This window comes from Streptomyces sp. NPDC029674 (assembly GCF_044903205.1).
Classification (GTDB): domain Bacteria; phylum Actinomycetota; class Actinomycetes; order Streptomycetales; family Streptomycetaceae; genus Streptomyces.
Genome location: NZ_JBJDPY010000007.1, coordinates 381103 through 399785 on the forward strand (window position 1 = coordinate 381103; position 18683 = coordinate 399785).

The following is an 18683-nucleotide window of genomic DNA, read 5'->3' on the forward strand; positions in this document are numbered from 1 at the left end:
GGGCGCGCGGCGCTCGACCCGACGCGGGAGGATCTTCGTGTGGAACTGACTCTGCTCGGCACCGGCGCCCCCGGTGGACTGCCCCTCCCCGACTGTCCCTGCGCGGTCTGCGCGAGCGCGCTCGGCGATGCGGCGCGCGCCGCGACCGCGCTCCTCGTGGACGGCGTGCTGCTCCTCGACCTCACCCCCGGCGCGGCCTTCGCGGCCGCCCGGGCCGGGCACTCGCTCGGCGGAGTGCGTCAGGTCCTGCTCTCGCACCCGCACGACGGGCCCCCGGTCGAGGTGCCCGCGGGCCTGCCGCAGCCGGGGCGGGTCGCGGACGGGCGGGAGCTGGCGCTGCTGACCGGGCACCGGGTGCGTGCCGTGGCGCTGGACTCGCCCGGTACCGGGTACGAGGTGACGGGGCCCGACGGGGAGCGGCTGCTGTACCTGCCGCCGGGCGCGGCCCCCGCGGGGCTCACCGACGGGAACGGGGGGCAGGTGACGTACGAGATGGTCGTCTGCGACGTCCTCGGGCGTCCCGACGGGCTCGCCCGGCTGCGCGCGGCAGGCGGCGTCGGTCCCACCACCGACGTGATCGCCGTGCACATCGGCCACGAGGCGCCGCCGGGCGGCGAGCTCGCGCGCCGGCTCGCCGCCGCCGGGGCGCGGGCCGTGCCGGACGGGTCGACGCTGGTGATCGGCGCCTACGAGGACGTACCGGACGTGCCGCGCCGCACCCTCGTCCTGGGCGGCGCCCGGTCGGGCAAGTCGGTGGAGGCCGAGCGGCGTCTGGAGGCCTTTCCCGACGTGCTGTACGTGGCGACCGGCGGGGCGCGCAACGGCGACACGGAGTGGGCCCAGCGGGTCAGCCTCCACCGTGAGCGGCGTCCCGGCTCCTGGCGGACCGCCGAGACCTGCGACCTGGTGCCGCTGCTCGCGCAGGACGGGCCGCCGCTGCTCATCGACTGTCTGTCGCTGTGGCTGACCCACGTCATGGACGAGGTGAAGGCGTGGGACGACGCCGAGTGGGCGGGCGGCGGCGAGCGGGCGCTGCGGGACCGGGTCACCGGGCTCGCGGAGGCGGTGCGGGCGACCCGCCGTACCGTCGTCGCCGTCTCGAACGAGGTCGGCTCCGGGATCGTCCCCGCGACCGCTTCGGGCCGCCGCTACCGCGACGAGCTGGGCCGCCTGAACACGGCGTTCGCCGCCGAGTGCGAGCACGTGCTGCTCGTCGTGGCGGGTCAGGCCCTGACGTTGCGCGGCTGACGGCGGGCGATGATCCGGTACGTGTTGGCGAAGCCGGCGCGGGTGAGCAGGGGTGACAGGAGCGCGTCGAGGACGCGGGCGAGGGCGACGGGCGGGAACGACGCCCACCGTGCGGCCTGCCGGACCCGCAGCTGGAGCCGCGAGGCGGGTCTGGCGCGCCACGGGACGTCGGGCTCGGGGATGCGGCTGTTGAGGAAGAGCGCGACGGCCGCCGCCAGGTCGACCGGGACGTGCGCGGCGCGGCGCTCGACACGGACGACCGTGAAGCCGAGCCGCTCCAGTTCCGCGCGCAGGTTGGCGAGCGGCATGAGGTGCAGGTGCTGCGGCTGGTGGTACGAGACCCACCATCTGCCGAGCAGTCCGGCGTAGCGGCACTCGGGGTCGGCGGCCTCGATCAGGAGGTGCCCGCCGGGGCGCAGGACGGTTCGCGCGGCTGCGAGTTCCGCGCGGGGGTCCGGGCCGCGCTGCAGGCTGTGGAACATGCTCATCGCGTCGTAGCGGCCCGCGAGGACGCCCGCGAGGCCCGTGAGGGTGCCGCGGTGGCCCTCCTCGATGCGGCCGCGCCGCACGCCCTCCGCGACGCCGCGGCCCCGGTCGGTGCCGTCGAAGGACGTGTACGGCAGGACCTGCCTGGCGAGGGCCGGGAAGTGTGCGGCGCCGGTGTCGACGTCGAGCCAGCACTCGGGCTCGTCGAAGGCGCGCACCGCGCGGACGGCGGCGAGGCGGCGCTTGGTGCCCGCCCGCGCGGCCGCGCCGGAGAGCTGCCCGCCGCGCAGGTCCCTGCGGTAGAAGTCCCGGCCTTCGGCGGTGAGGCGGGGGTTCTGGAAGCAGTGGCCGCAGTCGCCGCACCGGTCGAGGCGGAAGCTGCCCGGCTTGCGCTGGATCAGGTCGGTGGTGCGCAGCCTCGTCCGCAGCCGCTCGGAGCCGCACCAGGGGCAGTCGGTGCGGCGGGGCTCGTGGAACCGCTCGGTGCCCTGGGCGAGTTCGGCGAGGTAGGCGTGGCGCCGTGCGGCGACCTGTCGGGCGGCATCCGTGGTCATGGTCGTACTCCTGGAGGAAGCCGATACGAACGGGAACGGAATGGATCATTCCCGCACAAGTGGGGACGCTACGCATGGTGTAAGCCGTAGGGGCGTTCGAGCGGCGCCGCCACTGATCCCGGTACTGTTCGGCGAATGAGCTCGCTGAATCTCGACGACTTCACCGACCTGATCGAGCGGCCCGACGGCGGAATCCGCCGCGACGCCGAGGAACGCAGGGAGCGGCAGGCCGTGCCGCCCGGCTCGCTGGGCCGACTCGACGAACTCGGCGAGTGGCTCGCGGCGGCCCAGTCGTCGGTGCCGGTGCGGCCGGTCGAGCGGCCGCGCGTGGTGCTGTTCGCGGGCGACCACGGGGTCGCCGAACTGGGCGTCTCGGCGCGGCCCGCGGGGAGCGCCGCCGATCTCGTACGTTCCGTGCTGGCCGGCGAGAGCCCGGCGGCCGTCCTCGCCCGCCGCCTCGGCGTGCCCGTCCGGGTCGTCGACATGGCGCTGGACTGCGAGCCGGGCGAGCTGCCCGCCGAGGTCGCGGGGCACCGGGTGCGGCGCGGCTCGGGGCGCATCGACATCGAGGACGCGCTGACCGTCGAGGAGGCGGAGCAGGCGCTGCGCGCGGGCATGGCCGTGGCGGACGAGGAGGCGGACTCCGGCACCGACCTGGTCGTGCTCGGCGACGTGAGCGTGGGCGGTACGACGCCCGCCGCGACGCTGGTCGCCGCTCTGTGCGGGACGGACGCGTCCGTGGTGACGGGGCGGGGCGGTGAACCCATCGACGACCTGGCGTGGATGCGCAAGTGCGCGGCGGTGCGGGACGCGCTGCGGCGGGCCCGGCCCGTGCTCGGCGACCAGCTGGAGCTGCTCGCCGCGGTGGGTGGCGCCGATGTGGCCGCGATGACGGGTTTCCTGTTGCAGTGCGCGGTGCGGCGTACGCCGGTGATCCTCGACGGTGTCGTGGCGTCGGCGGCGGCGCTGGTCGCCCAGCGGGTGGCTTTCCGGGCGCCCGACTGGTGGCTGGCGGGACACGACAGCGGGGAGCCGGCCCAGGCGAAGGCGCTCGACCGGATGGCGCTCGAACCGCTCCTGAACCACGGCGTGAAGGTCGGCGAGGGCGCCGGGGCGCTCTTGGCGCTGCCGCTGGTGCAGGCCGCCGCGGCGCTCTCGGCGGAGCTGCCCGAGCGGCCCGCCGCCAAGGGGACAGAAGCCCCGGATCATCCCTGATCATTACCAATGGGCCGCGACCCATATGATCCCTTTTCATGGGAGTTGAGCAGGGAGCCGAGCAGGCCGTCGCCGGACGGCAGGAATCACGCACCGTCATACAGCGCCGCGCCGCCGGGTTCACCGTCTGGTATCTCCGGGCCGTCACCTTCATCAACTTCCTGAGCGCGGTCTGGGTCTCCTTCGGGCAGGACCTGCGGCAGCACAACACGGAGAACTACTTCACCCCGTACATGCTGACCGCGGGCTTCGCCTCCGGGGCGTTCACGCTCTTCCTGGCGATCACCATGCGGCGCCGCAAACGCGCCGCATGGATCCTCAACCTCGTGCTCAGCGGCCTTTTCCTGCTGCTCTTCGCCTTCGCGATGGTCTTCCCGGAGATCCGCGCGCACGCGCAGAACTGGATCTCCCTCGCCCTGACCGCCGCCTTCGTCGCGGCCCTGGTCGCCGGCCGCCGCGAGTTCTACGCCAAGGGCGACCGCGCCAACCCGAAGCTGGCGACGGCCGTCGCCGTCGGCGGGCTCCTGGTGACCTCGCTGATCGCGGCGCTGCTGGTCACCGCCACCAACAACGCCCACGACGACTACCGCTCGACCTTCCTGGACCGCTGGCGCTACGGCACCATGCGCCTCGTCTCGCTGGCCGCCGACGACCGGCGTTTCGAGGGCATCGCCACGCCCGGCTGGGTCGACGTCGCCGTCAACGTCCTCAGCGCGCTGCTGCTCTGCGCGGTGCTGTACGCGGCGTTCCGCTCCCGCCGGGCCGTCGACCCGCTCACCGAGGACGACGAGGACAGGCTGCGCGCGCTGCTCGACCGGCACGGCGACCGGGACTCCCTCGGGTACTTCTCGCTGCGCCGCGAGAAGAGCGTCGTGTGGTCCCCGACCGGCAAGGCGGCGGTCGCCTACCGCGTCGTCGGCGGTGTCTCGCTGGCCTCCGGCGACCCCATCGGCGACCCGGAGGCCTGGCCCGGCGCGATCGAGCCGTGGCTCACCGAGGCCCGCGAGCACGGCTGGATCCCCGCCGTGATGGGCGCGAGCGAGGAGGCGGGCACGATCTACGCGCGGCACGGCCTGGACGCCCTGGAGCTGGGCGACGAAGCGATCGTCGACACGGCCGAGTTCACGCTGGAGGGGCGGGCCATGCGTACCGTCCGGCAGGCGTACAACCGGGTGAAGCGCGCCGGGTACACGGTCCGCATCCGCCGCCACGAGGACATCCCCGCGGAGGAGATGGCGATGCTCCTGGAGCGCGCCGACGACTGGCGCGACGGGGCGACCGAGCGCGGCTTCTCCATGGCGCTCGGGCGGCTCGGCGATCCGGCGGACGGGCGGTGCGTGATGCTCGAATGCACCGACGGCGAGGGCGCGTTGCGGGCGGTGCTCTCCTTCGTCCCGTGGGGACCGCACGGGCTCTCCCTCGATCTGATGCGGCGTGACCGCGACTCCGAGAACGGCCTGATGGAGTTCATGGTCATCGAACTCCTGCGGCACGCCCCCGAGATCAAGATCACTCAGGTGTCACTGAACTTCGCGATGTTCAGGTCGGTCTTCGAACGCGGCTCGCGGCTCGGCGCGGGCCCGGTGCTCCGCCTGTGGCGGTCGCTGCTCAGCTTCTTCTCCCGGTGGTGGCAGATCGAGTCCCTCTACCGCGCCAACGCCAAGTACCGGCCGATCTGGGAACCCCGCTTCCTCCTCTTCGAGAAGAGCGTCGACCTGCCGCGCATCGGCATCGCGGCCGCCCGCGCGGAGGGCTTCCTCGAAGCGCCGGGCCTGCCGAAGTGGCTGCACCGCAGACACCTGGAGTCCAGACGATGAGTGCCCTGGCCCGCCGCGCACGCGCCGAGTGGGGGCCGCTCTTCTCCACCGTGCGCGACGGGCTCGCCACCCGGCGGTGGCGGGCCGTGCCCATGACGCTGGCGGCGGTCTGTCTCACGGCGCTCTTCCAGTATGTGCAGAACCAGCCCTGGGGCTTCCGGTTCGTCCAGAACATCGGCTGCGTGCGCGCCGACGACCCCCTCTGGCTCGCCCTGCTCCGCACCCCGCTCTCCCTCTTCGTGCCCGCCCTCGACCTGCCCGTATGGGGCGCGCTCGCACAGCTCCTGATCGTCTTCGGGATCGCGGAAATCTGCCTGGGCCGGTGGCGGACGCTCCTCATCGCGTACGCGGCCACACTCGCCGGCACCCTCTACGCGCGCGTGGGCATCGAATTGGGCCCCGGCAACTTCTTCGGGCTGCCCGCCTCCGACGCGCAAGTCGTCGACACCGGCCCGTCGGCCGCCGTCGTCGGCCTCGCCGTCTTCGTGTGCTGGCGCTACCGGGCGTACTTCACCGCCGCCCTGGTCACCGCCCTGATGGTCGTCGAGGTGCTGGTCAAGAACAATCTCGCGGGCAAGGAGCACCTGGCCGCGATCGCCGCCGTGCTCGTGCTGTGCGTGCTCTCGGCGGTACGTCACCGGCGCGGCGGCACCCGGTCCGACCGGTCCGACGGGTCCGGCCCCGAGGGCGGGGGACCCGGCGTGAAGCCGCCGATCCAGTCCTGAAGCTTGCGGCGCGGACCGGTCCAGCGGCGGTCGTGGTGGAAGGCCCGCAGCCCGGCACGCGCACGTGCCCGGTGCCGGTTGCGGTAGAAGCGCCGCGCCCACGCCGATCCCGGCCGGGCGAGGCGGACGGCACCGACCAGCGCGACGAACGGGATCACCATGCCGATCAGGGCCGTGCGCAGCTTGCCCTTGAGGAGCGCGATCAGGGCGAAGGCGCAGTTGACGCCGACGTTCAGCGCGAACAGGGCGCGGTTCTGCCGCTCGACGGGCGTGAGGTCGTTGACCCCGAGCGGCGTGAAGCCGGTGAGCACGAGGACCACCAGAGCGGCCGTGAGCATCACGACCTCCACGCTCTTGCGGCCCTGCTCGCTCCAGTAGACGTCGTCGAGATGGAGGATCAGCGCGAACTCGTCGAGCACGAGGCCCGCGCCGAGCCCGAAGATGACGGCGGCGTACAGCGGCCCGGCGCCGTGCCGTCCCGCCGCCACCGCCCAGAACCCGCCGACCAGCATGAGGAAGATCCCCGGCACGACGTGGTGGACGTGCACGTCGCCCGTGCTGATGTTCCGGAACGGCCCCCTGCCCGCCCGGATCAGCCGCGTGATGGTCCTGGTGACGACGAACGACGCCACGAAGGAGAGCAGCGCGAGCAGCAGCGGCAGCTTCCCCGGCTCGACGACGTTCCGGTACCACCAGTCGTTCATGCGGCCCACCAGTCGTTCATGCCCCCATCCTCGGCGGCGGCCGGATGCCCCGCACCTGGGTGCCGGTCGCCGGGGCACCGGCCCCGGGTAACCTTCGCCGGTGCCAAGAACCCCCTCGTCCGACGGCATCCGTTTCGCCTTCGGCACCCTCACCGCGCTCCCCGTCAGGGTCACCCGCTGGGACCGCGAAGCCGCACGCGGCGGCATGCAGTGCGCGCCCCTCGCCGGTCTGGTGATCGGCCTCTGCGCCGCGGGCGCCGGCGGCGTCCTGACGGCGCTCGGCGCGGGGCCGCTCCTCGCCGCCACCGCGACCGCCGCGACGCCCGCCGCCCTCACCCGCGGCCTGCACCTCGACGGGCTCGCCGACACCGCCGACGGCCTCGGCAGCGCCAAGCCGGCCGACGACGCGCTGCGCATCATGAAGCAGTCCGACATCGGCCCCTTCGGCGTCATCACCCTGTTCTTCGTCCTGCTCGCCCAAGTGGCCGTGCTCTTCCAGCTGTACGAAGCGTCATGGGCCCGCGGCGCCGTCGCCGCCGTCGTCTCGGCGACCGTCGCGCGCCTCGCCCTCACCCTGGCCGCCCGCGACGGGGTGCCGCCGGCCCGCCCCGAGGGGCTCGGCGCCGCCGTCGCCGGGGTGGTCCCGCGCGGCCGCGCGGCGGGCGTCGCCGTCCTCGTCGTGGCCGCCGCCGTGGCCGCCGGCCTGCCCTTCGGCGCGGCCGGCGCCGTGCGGGGCGCGGCGGCCGTCGTCCTCGCGCTCGGCGCCGCGGAGTTGCTGCTGCGGCACTGCGTACGACGGTTCGGCGGGGTCACCGGAGACGTCTTCGGCGGCCTGGCGGAGACGGCGGCGACCGGTGCCCTGATCGTGCTCGCCCTGGGCTGACACCGCCTCGCCCTGGGCCGGCACCGCGCCGAACACACACAGTGAGGCGCACCGCAGCGCTCACGGGCGTAGGCTCGCGACGGGCTCACCACCCCACAGCCCGCCGAAACTCACTGAAAGAGGACCTCACCACCGTGACTGCTCTGACTCTCAGCACCGCCGCCGCGACCGGCCTGCGTGCCGACGCGATCGTCGTCGGTGTCGCGAAGGGCGCTGGATCCAAGGGGGGCCTGGTCGTCGCTCCCGGCGCCGAGGCCGTGGACAAGGCGTACGACGGCAAGCTCGCGTCCGTCCTGGAAACCCTCGGCGCCTCGGGCGGCGAGGGTGAGGTGACGAAGCTCCCCGCGCCGTCCGGTTTCAAGGCTCCGGTCGTCGTCGCGGTCGGTCTCGGCGGGGTCCCGGAGAAGGACGAGACGTACGGCACGGACGCGCTGCGCCGCGCCGCGGGTGCCGCCGCCCGCGCCCTGACCGGTGCGAAGAAGGCCGCGTTCGCGCTGCCCGTCGAGGACGCCGACGACGCCGGCGCCATCGCGGAGGGTGCCCTCCTCGGCTCGTACTCCTTCGACGCGTACAAGGAGCAGGCCGACGCCAAGTCCGCGAAGAAGAACGGCAAGGACGCCAAGGCCCCGCTGGCCGAGGTCGCCCTGCTCGGCGCCAAGCCCCGCGACAAGGCGTACAAGGCCGCCGTCGACCGCGCCACCGCCGTCGCCCAGGAGCTGAACCGCGCCCGCGACCTGGTCAACACCCCGCCGAACGACCTCAGCCCCGAGGCCTTCGCCGCCGTCGCCCAGGCCGCCGCCAAGGAGCACGGCATCAAGGTCCAGGTGCTCGACGAGAAGGCGCTCGCCAAGGGCGGCTTCGGCGGCATCCTCGGCGTCGGCGCCGGCTCGGACGCCCCGCCGCGCCTGGTGAAGCTGTCGTACACGCACTCCAAGGCGAAGAAGCACCTCGCCTACGTCGGCAAGGGCATCACGTACGACTCGGGCGGCATCTCGCTGAAGCCCGCCGGTCACAACGAGACCATGAAGTGCGACATGGCCGGTGCCGCCGCGGTCTTCGCCGCCGTCGTCGCCGCCGCGCGCCTCGGCCTCGAGGTGAACGTCACCGGATGGCTGGCGCTCGCCGAGAACATGCCGTCCGGCTCCGCGACCCGCCCCGGCGACGTCCTGCGCATGTACAGCGGCAAGACCGTCGAGGTCCTCAACACCGACGCCGAGGGCCGCCTGGTCCTGGCCGACGCGATCGCCAAGGCCTCCGAGGACGCGCCCGACGCGATCGTCGACGTGGCGACGCTGACCGGCGCCATGATGATGGCGCTCGGCAACCGCACCTTCGGCATCATGTCGAACGACGACGCCTTCCGTACGTCGGTCCACGAGATCGCCGAGGAGGTCGGCGAGCCGTCCTGGCCGATGCCGCTCCCCGCCGACCTGCGCAAGGGCATGGACTCCCCCACCGCCGACATCGCCAACATGGGCGAGCGCATGGGCGGCGGCCTGGTCGCCGGTCTCTTCCTCCAGGAGTTCGTGGGCGAGGGCATCACCTGGGCCCACCTGGACATCGCGGGCCCGGCCTTCCACGAGGGCGCCCCGTACGGCTACACCCCCAAGGGCGGCACCGGCTCCGCCGTCCGCACCCTGGTCCGGCTCGCCGAGCACACCGCCGCGGGCGACCTGGGCTGATCCACGTACGCGCACAGGGGCCCCGGACCCGTCTGGTGTCCGGGGCCCCTGTGTGATTTCGCCCTCGACGAAATCCGTACGTTCGTACGCAACACAAGGCCCTGGAGACAGTCGATCCGACGTCTCACAGCCTGGCCCGGCGTCCCGTCTCCCGGCGACAAGTGCGAAGATGGGTTCTCGGCAGGACAGGGCCCCCACCAAAGGGCCGAAACAAGAGCGGCCGAATACCAGCCGACCGACCGGTCGTCCCCCGCGAAAAGGGGTCCGGCGTACGGCGCACATGCATGGAGGACGTGACGTGGCGAACGACGCCAGCACCGTTTTCGACCTAGTGATCCTCGGCGGCGGTAGCGGCGGTTACGCCGCGGCCCTGCGCGGAGCGCAGCTGGGCCTGGACGTCGCACTGATCGAGAAGAACAAGCTCGGCGGCACCTGCCTGCACAACGGCTGCATCCCCACGAAGGCGCTGCTGCACGCCGGCGAGATCGCCGACCAGGCGCGCGAGGCCGACCAGTTCGGCGTGAAGGCCACCTTCGAGGGCATCGACATGGCGGCCGTCCACAAGTACAAGGACGACGTGATCTCGGGCCTGTACAAGGGCCTGCAGGGTCTCGTCGCCTCCCGCAAGGTGACGTACATCGAGGGCGAGGGCAAGCTCTCGTCGCCGACCTCCGTGGACGTGAACGGTCAGCGTGTCCAGGGCCGCCACGTCCTCCTCGCGACCGGCTCCGTGCCGAAGTCGCTGCCGGGCCTGGAGATCGACGGCAACCGCATCATCTCCTCGGACCACGGCCTGACCCTGGACCGTGTGCCGAAGTCCGCGATCATCCTGGGCGGCGGCGTCATCGGCGTCGAGTTCGCCTCGGCGTGGAAGTCCTTCGGGGCCGACGTCACGGTCATCGAGGGCCTCAAGCACCTCGTGCCCGTCGAGGACGAGAACAGCTCCAAGCTTCTTGAGCGCGCGTTCCGCAAGCGCGGCATCAAGTTCAACCTCGGCACCTTCTTCGACAAGGCCGAGTACACGCAGGACGGCGTGCGCGTCACCCTCGCCGACGGCAAGACCTTCGAGGCCGAGGTCCTTCTGGTCGCCATCGGCCGCGGCCCGGTCTCGCAGGGCCTCGGCTACGAGGAGCAGGGCGTCGCGATGGACCGCGGCTACGTCCTCGTCGACGAGTACATGCAGACCAACGTCCCGACCATCTCGGCCGTGGGCGACCTGGTGCCGACCCTCCAGCTCGCGCACGTCGGCTTCGCCGAGGGCATGCTGGTGGCGGAGCGCCTGGCCGGTCTCAAGACCGTCCCGGTCGACTACGACGGCGTGCCCCGGGTGACGTACTGCCACCCCGAGGTCGCCTCCGTGGGCATCACCGAGGCCAAGGCCAAGGAGATCTACGGCGCGGACAAGGTCGTCGCCCTCAAGTACAACCTCGCGGGCAACGGCAAGAGCAAGATCCTCAAGACCGCGGGCGAGATCAAGCTCGTCCAGGTCAAGGACGGTGCCGTGGTCGGCGTCCACATGGTCGGCGACCGCATGGGCGAGCAGGTCGGCGAAGCCCAGCTGATCTACAACTGGGAGGCGCTGCCGGCCGAGGTCGCCCAGCTCATCCACGCCCACCCGACGCAGAACGAGGCGCTCGGCGAGGCCCACCTGGCGCTGGCCGGCAAGCCGCTGCACTCCCACGACTGACCCAGTCACACGGGCGCGACGACCAGACTTTCCGCAATTTTCGTAAGGAGCAACTGAAACCATGGCGGTTTCCGTATCCCTTCCGGCGCTCGGCGAGAGCGTCACCGAGGGCACTGTCACCCGTTGGCTGAAGGCCGAGGGCGAGCGCGTCGAGGCCGACGAGCCGCTGCTCGAGGTGTCGACCGACAAGGTCGACACCGAGATCCCCTCCCCCGCCGCGGGCATCCTGGCCTCCATCAAGGTCGCCGAGGACGAGACCGTCGAGGTCGGCGCCGAGCTGGCCGTCATCGACGACGGCTCGGGCGACGCGGGCGGTTCGGCCGCCCCGGCGCAGGCCGAGGCCCCCGCCGCCCCCGCGCAGGAGGAGGCCCCGGCCGCCCCCGCGCAGGAGGAGGCCCCCCAGCAGCAGGCCCCGGCCCAGTCCGGCGGCGGCGCCGCCGAGGGCACCGAGGTCACCCTGCCCGCGCTCGGCGAGTCCGTCACCGAGGGCACCGTCACCCGCTGGCTGAAGGAGGTCGGCGAGGAGGTCGCGGCCGACGAGCCCCTCCTCGAGGTCTCGACGGACAAGGTCGACACCGAGATCCCCTCGCCGGTCGCGGGCGTGCTGCTCGAGATCGTCGTCGGTGAGGACGAGACCGCCGAGGTCGGCGCCAAGCTCGCCGTCATCGGCGCGCCCGGTGCCGCTCCGGCGCAGGCCGAGGCCCCGGCCCCGGCCGCCCCTGCCAAGGAGGAGGCCCCGGCTCCGGCCCCGGCCGCCCCCGCGCAGCCCGCCGCCCCGGCCGCGGCTCCGGCCGCCCCGGCGCAACCCGCCGCTGCCGCCCCGGCCCCGGCCCAGCCGGCGGCTCCGGCTCCCGCCCCGGCGCAGCCCGCGGCCCCGGCCGCTCCGGCCGCCCCGGCGCAGGCCACCCCGGCCGACGACGGTGCCTACGTCACCCCGCTGGTCCGCAAGCTCGCGTCCGAGAACGGTGTGAACCTCTCCGAGGTCACCGGTTCCGGCGTCGGCGGCCGTATCCGCAAGCAGGACGTCATCGCCGCCGCCGAGGCCAAGAAGTCGGCCCCCGCGCCGGCCGCCGCCGCTCCGGCCGCGTCGTCGAAGGCGCCGGCCCTGGAGGTCTCCCCCCTCCGCGGCCAGACCGTCAAGATGACCCGCATGCGCAAGGTCATCGGCGACAACATGATGAAGGCGCTGCACTCGCAGGCCCAGCTGACCTCGGTCGTCGAGGTCGACATCACCAAGCTGATGAAGCTGCGCGCCAAGGCGAAGGACTCCTTCGCGGCCCGCGAGGGCGTCAAGCTCTCGCCGATGCCGTTCTTCGTCAAGGCCGCCGCCCAGGCGCTGAAGGCCCACCCGGTCATCAACGCCCGGATCAACGACGACGAAGGCACCATCACGTACTTCGACTCGGAGAACATCGGCATCGCCGTGGACGCCGAGAAGGGTCTGATGACGCCGGTCATCAAGGGTGCGGGCGACCTGAACATCGCCGGTATCTCGAAGAAGACCGCCGAGCTCGCCGGCAAGGCGCGTGGCGGTGGCCTCACCCCGGACGACATGTCCGGCGCCACCTTCACGATCTCCAACACCGGTTCGCGCGGCGCCCTGTTCGACACGGTCATCGTGCCGCCGAACCAGGCCGCGATCCTCGGCATCGGTGCCACGGTGAAGCGTCCGGTCGTCATCAACCACCCGGACCTCGGCGAGACCATCGCCGTCCGGGACATGACGTACCTGTCGCTCTCCTACGACCACCGTCTGGTGGACGGCGCGGACGCCGCCCGCTACCTGACCGCGGTCAAGGCGATCCTGGAGGCGGGCGAGTTCGAGGTCGAGCTCGGCCTGTAGTTCTCGTCTTCCGTGAGGCTGTAACACTCGTCTCATCAGCGCGTACGCCCCCGTCCGGAGTCCTCCGGGCGGGGGCGTCGCCGTATTGTCTAGGGGTCACACGCCCTTGGGGTCCGCTGCCCCTGCCGGAGGAGCTCTCATGACCGCGCCCGTCGTTCACTCGCTGCGCGAACAGATCCGCGAGCACATCGTGGAGGGGATCGTCAGCGGGCGCTGGAAGCCGGGCGAGCGGATCGTGGAGCGCCGGATCGCCGTCGAGCTTGAGGTCTCGCAGACCCCGGTCCGTGAGGCGCTGCGCGAGCTGGAGACGCTGCGGCTCATCGAGTCGGCGCCCAACAAGGGTGTACGCGTACGCAACTTGACGGCCGCCGACCTGGAGGAGAGCTACCCCGTCCGGGCCGGTCTGGAGGCCATCGCGGCCGAGCTGGCGGCGGAGCGGCTCGCCGCGGACTGCTCGGCCCTGGAGCCGCATGTCGCGGCCCTCTACGAGGCGGACCGGGCCTCGGACGGCACCGGGCAGGTGCGGCACACCGTCGCCTTCCACCGGGAGCTGGTGCGCGCCGCGGACAACTCCGTCCTCCTGCACACCTGGGAGGGCCTCGGCATCGAGGTGTTCACGGCGCTGTCCATCCGCTGGCTGGGCACGGTCCAGCAGTCGTACGCGGAGGAGCACGAGGCCCTGGTCTCGGCCTTCCGGCGCCGCGACCCGGCCATCGCGGAGCTGGTCAAGTCGCACGTCCTGGGGTGCGCGCCGCGGGCCTGAGCCGCCGCTCATCCGTGGCCGTCGGCCCGCAGACGTGCTCCCACCTGCGTAAACCCTTCAAATCGAAGGCACCGCGTGCCCGTTTCACTGGCACCGGATGCCGACTTTCGCAATCTGGGGAAGTTTTTCGCTCAACGCTTTGATCGATCATCGATCACGGGCTTACAGTCGTCGATGGCTCTCACCAGAGCCTCACGCCCTGTCCTGCCAAAGACATCGGGCACCCCCACCCCTTACCGAACAGGGGACCCCCTCCGACTCAGGAAGGCGGCGCAATGACCGACCCCTCCGCTATCCAGCCGAGCGAGCTCGACCAGCTCCCGGACCGCGACCCCGAGGAGACCGCCGAATGGCAGGCCTCCCTGGACGCCGTTACTCAGGCGGCCGGGCCGCACCGTGCCGCGTACCTGATGCGCCGCACGCTGGAGCGTGCCGAGGGCGCGGGCCTGGCGCTGCCCAAGCTCCTCGAGACCGACTACGTCAACACGATCCCCACCTCCGCCGAGCCGTCCGTCGACGGTGACGAGGAGATGGAGCGGAAGATCACCGCGTGGAACCGCTGGAACGCGGCCGCGATGGTCACCCGCGGCTCGAAGCACGGCGTCGGCGGCCACATCGCGACCTTCGCGTCCGCGGCCTGGCTGTACGAGACCGGCTTCAACCACTTCTTCAAGGGCAAGGAGTCCCAGGACGCCCCCGGCTCCGGTGACCAGCTCTACATCCAGGGCCACGCCTCCCCCGGCATCTACGCCCGCGCCTTCCTCGACGGCCGCCTGAACGAGGCGCAGCTCGACAACTTCCGCCAGGAGGCGGGCGGCAACGGCCTGCCCTCCTACCCGCACCCGCGCCGCCTGCCCTGGCTGTGGGAGTTCCCGACCGTCTCCATGGGTCTGGGCCCGCTCTCCGCCATCTACCAGGCGCGCTTCAACCGGTACCTCACCAACCGCGGCATCAAGGACGTCTCCGCCTCGCACGTGTGGGCGTTCCTCGGTGACGGCGAGATGGACGAGCCCGAGTCGACGGCGGCCCTCGCACTGGCCGCGCGTGAGGGTCTCGACAACCTCACGTACGTCATCAACTGCAACCTGCAGCGTCTCGACGGCCCGGTCCGCGCCAACTTCCGCGTGGTGCAGGAGCTGGAGGCGCAGTTCCGCGGCGCCGGCTGGAACGTCATCAAGGTCCTGTGGGGCAACGCCTGGGACGAGCTGTTCCAGCTCGACACCACGGGCGCCCTGGTCCGCCGCCTCCGCGAGGTGCCGGACGCGCAGTTCCAGACGTACGCGACGCGCGACGCCGCCTACATCCGCGAGCATTTCTTCGGCTCCGAGCCCGCGCTCGTCGAGCTCGGCAAGCTGCTCAGCGACGACAAGATCAGCGAGTGCTTCCACCTCTCGCGCGGCGGCCACGAGGCCCGCAAGGTCTACGCGGCCTACCGTGCGGCGCTCACCCACAAGGGCGCGCCGACCGTGATCCTCGCGCAGACGGTCAAGGGCTTCACCCTCGGCAAGGGCTTCGAGTCCAAGAACGCCAACCACCAGATGAAGAAGCTGACGGTGGACGAGTTCAAGGACATGCGCGACCTGCTCGGTCTGCCGATCCCGGACAGCGCGTTCGCCGACGGCCAGGTGCCGTACGGCCACCCGGGCGCCGACTCCCCCGAGGTCCGCTACCTCCAGGAGCGCCGCGCGGCCCTCGGCGGCCCGGCCCCGGCCCGCCGCACGCAGCCGCTGGCCCCGCTGCCCGCCGCCGCGGACAAAACGTTCGCCTCCTTCGACAAGGGCTCCGGCTCGCAGTCGGTGGCGACGACCATGGCGTTCGTACGCCTGGTCAAAGACCTCGTACGCGACAAGGAGTCCGGCAAGCGCTGGGTGCCGATCGTCCCCGACGAGGCGCGCACCTTCGGCATGGAGAGCCTCTTCCCGTCCCTGGGCATCTACTCCCCCAAGGGCCAGACGTACGAGCCGGTCGACCGCGACCAGCTGATGTACTACAAGGAGGCCAAGGACGGCCAGATCCTCAACGAGGGGATCACCGAGGCCGGTTCCATGGCGGACTTCATCGCCGCGTCGACGTCGTACGCGACGCACGGCGAGGTCATGATCCCGTTCTACATCTTCTACTCGATGTTCGGCTGGCAGCGCACCGCCGACCAGATGTGGCAGCTCGGTGACCAGCTCGGCCGCGGCTTCCTCGTCGGTGCCACCGCCGGCCGCACGACGCTGACGGGTGAGGGCCTCCAGCACGCCGACGGTCACTCGCCGGTGATCGCCGCGACGAACCCGGCCGCGCTCTCCTACGACCCGGCGTTCGCCTACGAGATCGCCGCGATCGTCAAGGAGGGTCTGCGCCGCATGTACGGCGAGGCCCACGAGGGCGAGGACCAGAACGTCTTCTACTACCTCACCGTCTACAACGAGCCCATGCCGCAGCCCGCGAAGCCCGCGGGCGGCGACGAGGGCATCGTCAAGGGCCTCTACCGCTTCAACACGGCGGAGTCCGCGGGCCTCTCCCCCGCTGCCAACGCCGCGCGCATCCAGCTCATCGGCTCCGGCACGGCCATCCACTGGACCCTGAAGGCCCAGAAGATGCTCGCCGAGGAGTGGGGCGTGGCCGCCGACGTGTGGTCCGCGACGTCCTGGACCGAGCTGCGCCGTGACGCCCTGGAGGCGGACGAGGCGCTGCTGCGCGGCGAGGAGCGCACGCCTTACGTGCGCAAGGCGCTCGAGGGCGCGCAGGGCCCCGTGCTCGCCGTCTCCGACTACATGCGTCAGGTCCCCGACCAGATCGCGCAGTGGGTCGAGCAGGACTACTCCTCGCTCGGCGCGGACGGCTTCGGCCTCTCCGACACGCGTGAGGCGGCGCGCCGCCACTTCGGTGTCGACGCCGAGTCGATCGTCGTCGCCGCGCTGGCGCAGCTCGCCCGCCGTGGCGAGGTGCCCGCGTCCGCGGTGAAGGAGGCACGGGCCAAGTACGGCCTGTAGGAACTCCCGTTCCACAAGGGTGTGGGCCCCTGCCGTCGGCAGGGGCCCACACCCTTGTGTACGTGACGGCATCATGGGGCCATGCGCGCTGCCCGCCTCATCAAGATGGTGCTGCTGCTCCAGGCACGGCCCTCCATGACCGCCGCCGAGCTGGCCGCCGAGCTCGAAGTGTCCGAGCGGACCATCACGCGCGACGCGCAGGCGCTGTCCGAGGCGGGCGTGCCCGTCTACGCCGACCGGGGCCGCACCGGCGGCTACCGGCTGATCGGCGGCTACCGCACCCGCCTCACCGGGCTCGGCCGCAGCGAGGCGGAGGCGCTGTTCCTGTCCGGGGTGCCGGGCGCGCTGCGGGAGATGGGGCTCGCGGACGCGGCGTCGGCGGCCCGGCTCAAGGTGTCGGCGGCGCTCATGCCGTCGCTGCGGGACGCCTCGCAGAGCGCGTCGCAGCGGTTCCATCTGGACGCGCCGGGCTGGTTCCAGGAGACGCCCGCCCCGGAGCTGCTGCCTGCCGTGGCGGACGCGGTGTGGGACGACCGGTGCGTGACCGCCCGCTACCGCCGCCAGGAAACGGAGGTGGTACGGGAGTTGGAGCCGTACGGCCTCGTGCTCAAGGCGGGCGTCTGGTACTTGTGCGCGCGGGTGCCCGACTCCGGGGAGTACCGCGTGTACCGCATCGACCGGTTCACGGCGGTGGAGGCCGGGGAGGAACGGTTCTCGCGGGACGAGGAGTTCGACCTGCCGGGCTTCTGGGAGGAGCGGGCCGCGCAGTTCGCGCGGGCGATCCTGCGGGCCGAGGTGGTGGTGCGGCTCTCCGAGGCGGGCCTGCGGCAGCTGCCGTACGCCATGGACCGCGTGGTCGCCCGCGAGGCGACGGAGGCTGCGGGCGAACCGGACGCGACGGGCCGGGTGACGGTCACCCTGCCCGTCGAGAACGAGGACGTGGCGTACACGCAGCTCATGGCGCTCGGACCGGAGGTGGAGGTGCTGGAGCCGACGGGGCTGCGCGAGCGGTTCGCGGCCGCGGCGGCGCGGCTTGCGGAGCTCTACGGCACGGGTCGCGAACCGGGCTCTTAGGGGCTACCGGTAGCCGGTGACGTCCGCCGTGGGGCTCTCCTGGTCGACCTCCGTGATGTACCGCCATGCGTCGGGCCGCGAGCCGTCCACGTCGGTGAAGCCGTACTCCTGGGCGAGGCCGCCGCTGGAGAGCGACGCGCCGTTGTGGCGTGCCACGTCGGGGTCGGCGGCGAGCGCGACGAGCGCCCGGCCGACGAACGTCGGTGTCTCGGAGATCGCGAAGTGCGGGTCCTGCTCGCAGCCCGCGAGCCAGTTCTCCTCGGTCACCTTGAAGTGGGTGTCGAGCATGGCTTCGGAGCGCAGCCAGCCGGGAGTGAGACAGAGCGCCGTGCAGCCGTACTCCTTCACCTCCTCGGCGAGGTCGCGCGCCATGCGCAGCGGGGCGGCCTTGGCGAGGTCGTAGTAGAACGGCTTGCGGTAGTTGGGGCCGTTGTACTCCTGGGTGCCGTCGGTGACCTCGACGACGAGGCCGCCGGGGTTCCTGATGAGCAGCGGCAGCGCGTACCGGCTGGTGACGATGTGCGTCTCGATGCCGAGGCGCAGGACGCGCAGTCCCTTGTCGAGGTCGTGCTCCCACATCTTCTTGTCCCACTCGACGTGGATGTCGCCGCCCCAGATGTCGTTGACGAGGATGTCCAGGCGGCCGCGCTCGCGGTCGATCCGGTCGACGAGCGCCTCGACCTGGGCGGGCTCCAGGTGGTCGGTGGGCACGGCGACGCCCTTGCCGCCGGCCGCGTCGACGAGTTCGGCGGTCCCCTCGATGGTCTCGGTGGTCCGGCCGCTCTCGCTGGTGCGCTCTCGGGTGGTGCGGCCCGTCACGTACACGGTGGCTCCGGCGCGGCCGAGTTCGACGGCCATGGCGCGGCCTGCGCCGCGGGTGGCGCCGGCGACGAGGGCGGTCTTCCCGGTCAGGGGCTGCGTGCCGGGCGGGGTCTGCGTGGTGTTCATGCCTGTGAGGCTGCCACCGAAAGCGGACATCTCCTGTCGGGTTTTTCCATGGGCATGTGCACGCATAACGAGA

General features: G+C 72.4%; 14 protein-coding genes. 11 read left to right on the forward strand and 3 right to left on the reverse strand.

Translation table 11 applies throughout. The features are described from left to right. The first annotated feature begins 39 nt into the window (after positions 1-39). Positions 40-1248 carry a bifunctional adenosylcobinamide kinase/adenosylcobinamide-phosphate guanylyltransferase gene (locus tag ACI2L3_RS19770; RefSeq protein ID WP_404753630.1) on the forward strand — a complete coding sequence of 403 codons (1209 nt, stop codon included), beginning with the start codon at positions 40-42 and terminating at the stop codon, positions 1246-1248. On the opposite strand, the gene ACI2L3_RS19775 is transcribed toward ACI2L3_RS19770, so the two are convergent. Next, positions 1224-2288: a class I SAM-dependent methyltransferase gene (locus ACI2L3_RS19775; protein WP_404753631.1), complete on the reverse strand. Its 1065-nt coding sequence runs from the start codon at positions 2286-2288 to the stop codon at positions 1224-1226. The two genes, ACI2L3_RS19770 and ACI2L3_RS19775, sit on opposite strands and share 25 nt — an antisense overlap. A gap of 135 nt (positions 2289-2423) precedes the next feature. Between ACI2L3_RS19775 and cobT the strand changes: the two genes are divergently transcribed. Genes cobT through ACI2L3_RS19790 form a run of 3 tightly spaced genes read left to right on the forward strand, consistent with a single transcriptional unit; the run spans position 2424 to position 6045 of the window. Continuing rightward, positions 2424-3503, forward strand: a complete 1080-nt coding sequence (gene cobT / locus ACI2L3_RS19780) for a nicotinate-nucleotide--dimethylbenzimidazole phosphoribosyltransferase (protein ID WP_404753632.1) — start codon at positions 2424-2426, stop codon at positions 3501-3503. 38 nt (positions 3504-3541) lie between these two features. Beyond that, entirely contained in the window at positions 3542-5320 is a 1779-nt protein-coding gene (locus ACI2L3_RS19785) for a phosphatidylglycerol lysyltransferase domain-containing protein (RefSeq protein ID WP_404753633.1), read from the forward strand. Then, positions 5317-6045: a hypothetical protein gene (locus tag ACI2L3_RS19790; RefSeq protein WP_404753634.1), complete on the forward strand. Its 729-nt coding sequence runs from the start codon at positions 5317-5319 to the stop codon at positions 6043-6045. Before ACI2L3_RS19785 ends, ACI2L3_RS19790 begins: the two co-directional genes overlap by 4 nt. Here ACI2L3_RS19790 and ACI2L3_RS19795 read toward each other — a convergent pair. Continuing rightward, on the reverse strand, positions 5955-6749 hold the full coding sequence (locus ACI2L3_RS19795; protein ID WP_404753635.1) for a hypothetical protein: 795 nt from the start codon (positions 6747-6749) through the stop codon (positions 5955-5957). The genes ACI2L3_RS19790 and ACI2L3_RS19795 overlap by 91 nt on opposite strands. A gap of 100 nt (positions 6750-6849) precedes the next feature. Here ACI2L3_RS19795 and ACI2L3_RS19800 point away from each other — a divergent pair, with 100 nt between their 5' ends. The 7 genes from ACI2L3_RS19800 (at position 6850) to ACI2L3_RS19830 (ending at position 17662) form a co-directional block, all read left to right on the forward strand. Continuing rightward, complete coding sequence (locus ACI2L3_RS19800) at positions 6850-7632, forward strand: adenosylcobinamide-GDP ribazoletransferase (RefSeq protein ID WP_404753636.1); 783 nt, start codon at positions 6850-6852, stop codon at positions 7630-7632. Positions 7633-7766: 134 nt separating this feature from the next. Continuing rightward, the gene (locus ACI2L3_RS19805; protein WP_404753637.1) at positions 7767-9314 is read left to right on the forward strand and encodes a leucyl aminopeptidase; all 1548 of its coding nucleotides are present in this window, start codon (positions 7767-7769) and stop codon (positions 9312-9314) included. Positions 9315-9612: 298 nt separating this feature from the next. Further along, the gene (gene lpdA / locus ACI2L3_RS19810) at positions 9613-11001 is read left to right on the forward strand and encodes a dihydrolipoyl dehydrogenase (protein WP_161237254.1); all 1389 of its coding nucleotides are present in this window, start codon (positions 9613-9615) and stop codon (positions 10999-11001) included. 61 nt (positions 11002-11062) lie between these two features. Continuing rightward, the gene (sucB, locus tag ACI2L3_RS19815) at positions 11063-12844 is read left to right on the forward strand and encodes a 2-oxoglutarate dehydrogenase, E2 component, dihydrolipoamide succinyltransferase (RefSeq protein WP_404753638.1); all 1782 of its coding nucleotides are present in this window, start codon (positions 11063-11065) and stop codon (positions 12842-12844) included. 139 nt (positions 12845-12983) lie between these two features. Then, complete coding sequence (locus ACI2L3_RS19820; RefSeq protein ID WP_404753639.1) at positions 12984-13607, forward strand: GntR family transcriptional regulator; 624 nt, start codon at positions 12984-12986, stop codon at positions 13605-13607. A gap of 275 nt (positions 13608-13882) precedes the next feature. Beyond that, positions 13883-16588, forward strand: coding sequence for a pyruvate dehydrogenase (acetyl-transferring), homodimeric type (gene aceE, locus ACI2L3_RS19825; RefSeq protein ID WP_404753640.1), 2706 nt, complete (start codon positions 13883-13885; stop codon positions 16586-16588). 81 nt (positions 16589-16669) lie between these two features. Then, entirely contained in the window at positions 16670-17662 is a 993-nt protein-coding gene (locus ACI2L3_RS19830) for a helix-turn-helix transcriptional regulator (protein WP_404753641.1), read from the forward strand. Between the two features lie 3 nt (positions 17663-17665). Here the strand turns inward: ACI2L3_RS19830 and ACI2L3_RS19835 are convergent, their stop codons facing one another. Further along, entirely contained in the window at positions 17666-18610 is a 945-nt protein-coding gene (locus ACI2L3_RS19835) for an SDR family oxidoreductase (protein ID WP_404753642.1), read from the reverse strand. Between the last annotated feature and the right edge of the window lie 73 nt (positions 18611-18683).

Bases quoted from the DNA above. Each gene is read 5' to 3' on its own strand.
- cobT (WP_404753632.1), top strand. From the start codon at position 2,424: ATGAGCTCGCTGAATCTCGACGACTTCACCGACCTGATCGAGCGGCCC.
- ACI2L3_RS19775 (WP_404753631.1), bottom strand. From the start codon at position 2,288: ATGACCACGGATGCCGCCCGACAGGTCGCCGCACGGCGCCACGCCTAC.
- sucB (WP_404753638.1), top strand. From the start codon at position 11,063: ATGGCGGTTTCCGTATCCCTTCCGGCGCTCGGCGAGAGCGTCACCGAG.
- ACI2L3_RS19785 (WP_404753633.1), top strand. From the start codon at position 3,542: ATGGGAGTTGAGCAGGGAGCCGAGCAGGCCGTCGCCGGACGGCAGGAA.
- ACI2L3_RS19820 (WP_404753639.1), top strand. From the start codon at position 12,984: ATGACCGCGCCCGTCGTTCACTCGCTGCGCGAACAGATCCGCGAGCAC.
- ACI2L3_RS19830 (WP_404753641.1), top strand. From the start codon at position 16,670: ATGCGCGCTGCCCGCCTCATCAAGATGGTGCTGCTGCTCCAGGCACGG.
- ACI2L3_RS19835 (WP_404753642.1), bottom strand. From the start codon at position 18,610: ATGAACACCACGCAGACCCCGCCCGGCACGCAGCCCCTGACCGGGAAG.
- ACI2L3_RS19790 (WP_404753634.1), top strand. From the start codon at position 5,317: ATGAGTGCCCTGGCCCGCCGCGCACGCGCCGAGTGGGGGCCGCTCTTC.
- aceE (WP_404753640.1), top strand. From the start codon at position 13,883: ATGACCGACCCCTCCGCTATCCAGCCGAGCGAGCTCGACCAGCTCCCG.
- ACI2L3_RS19795 (WP_404753635.1), bottom strand. From the start codon at position 6,749: ATGAACGACTGGTGGTACCGGAACGTCGTCGAGCCGGGGAAGCTGCCG.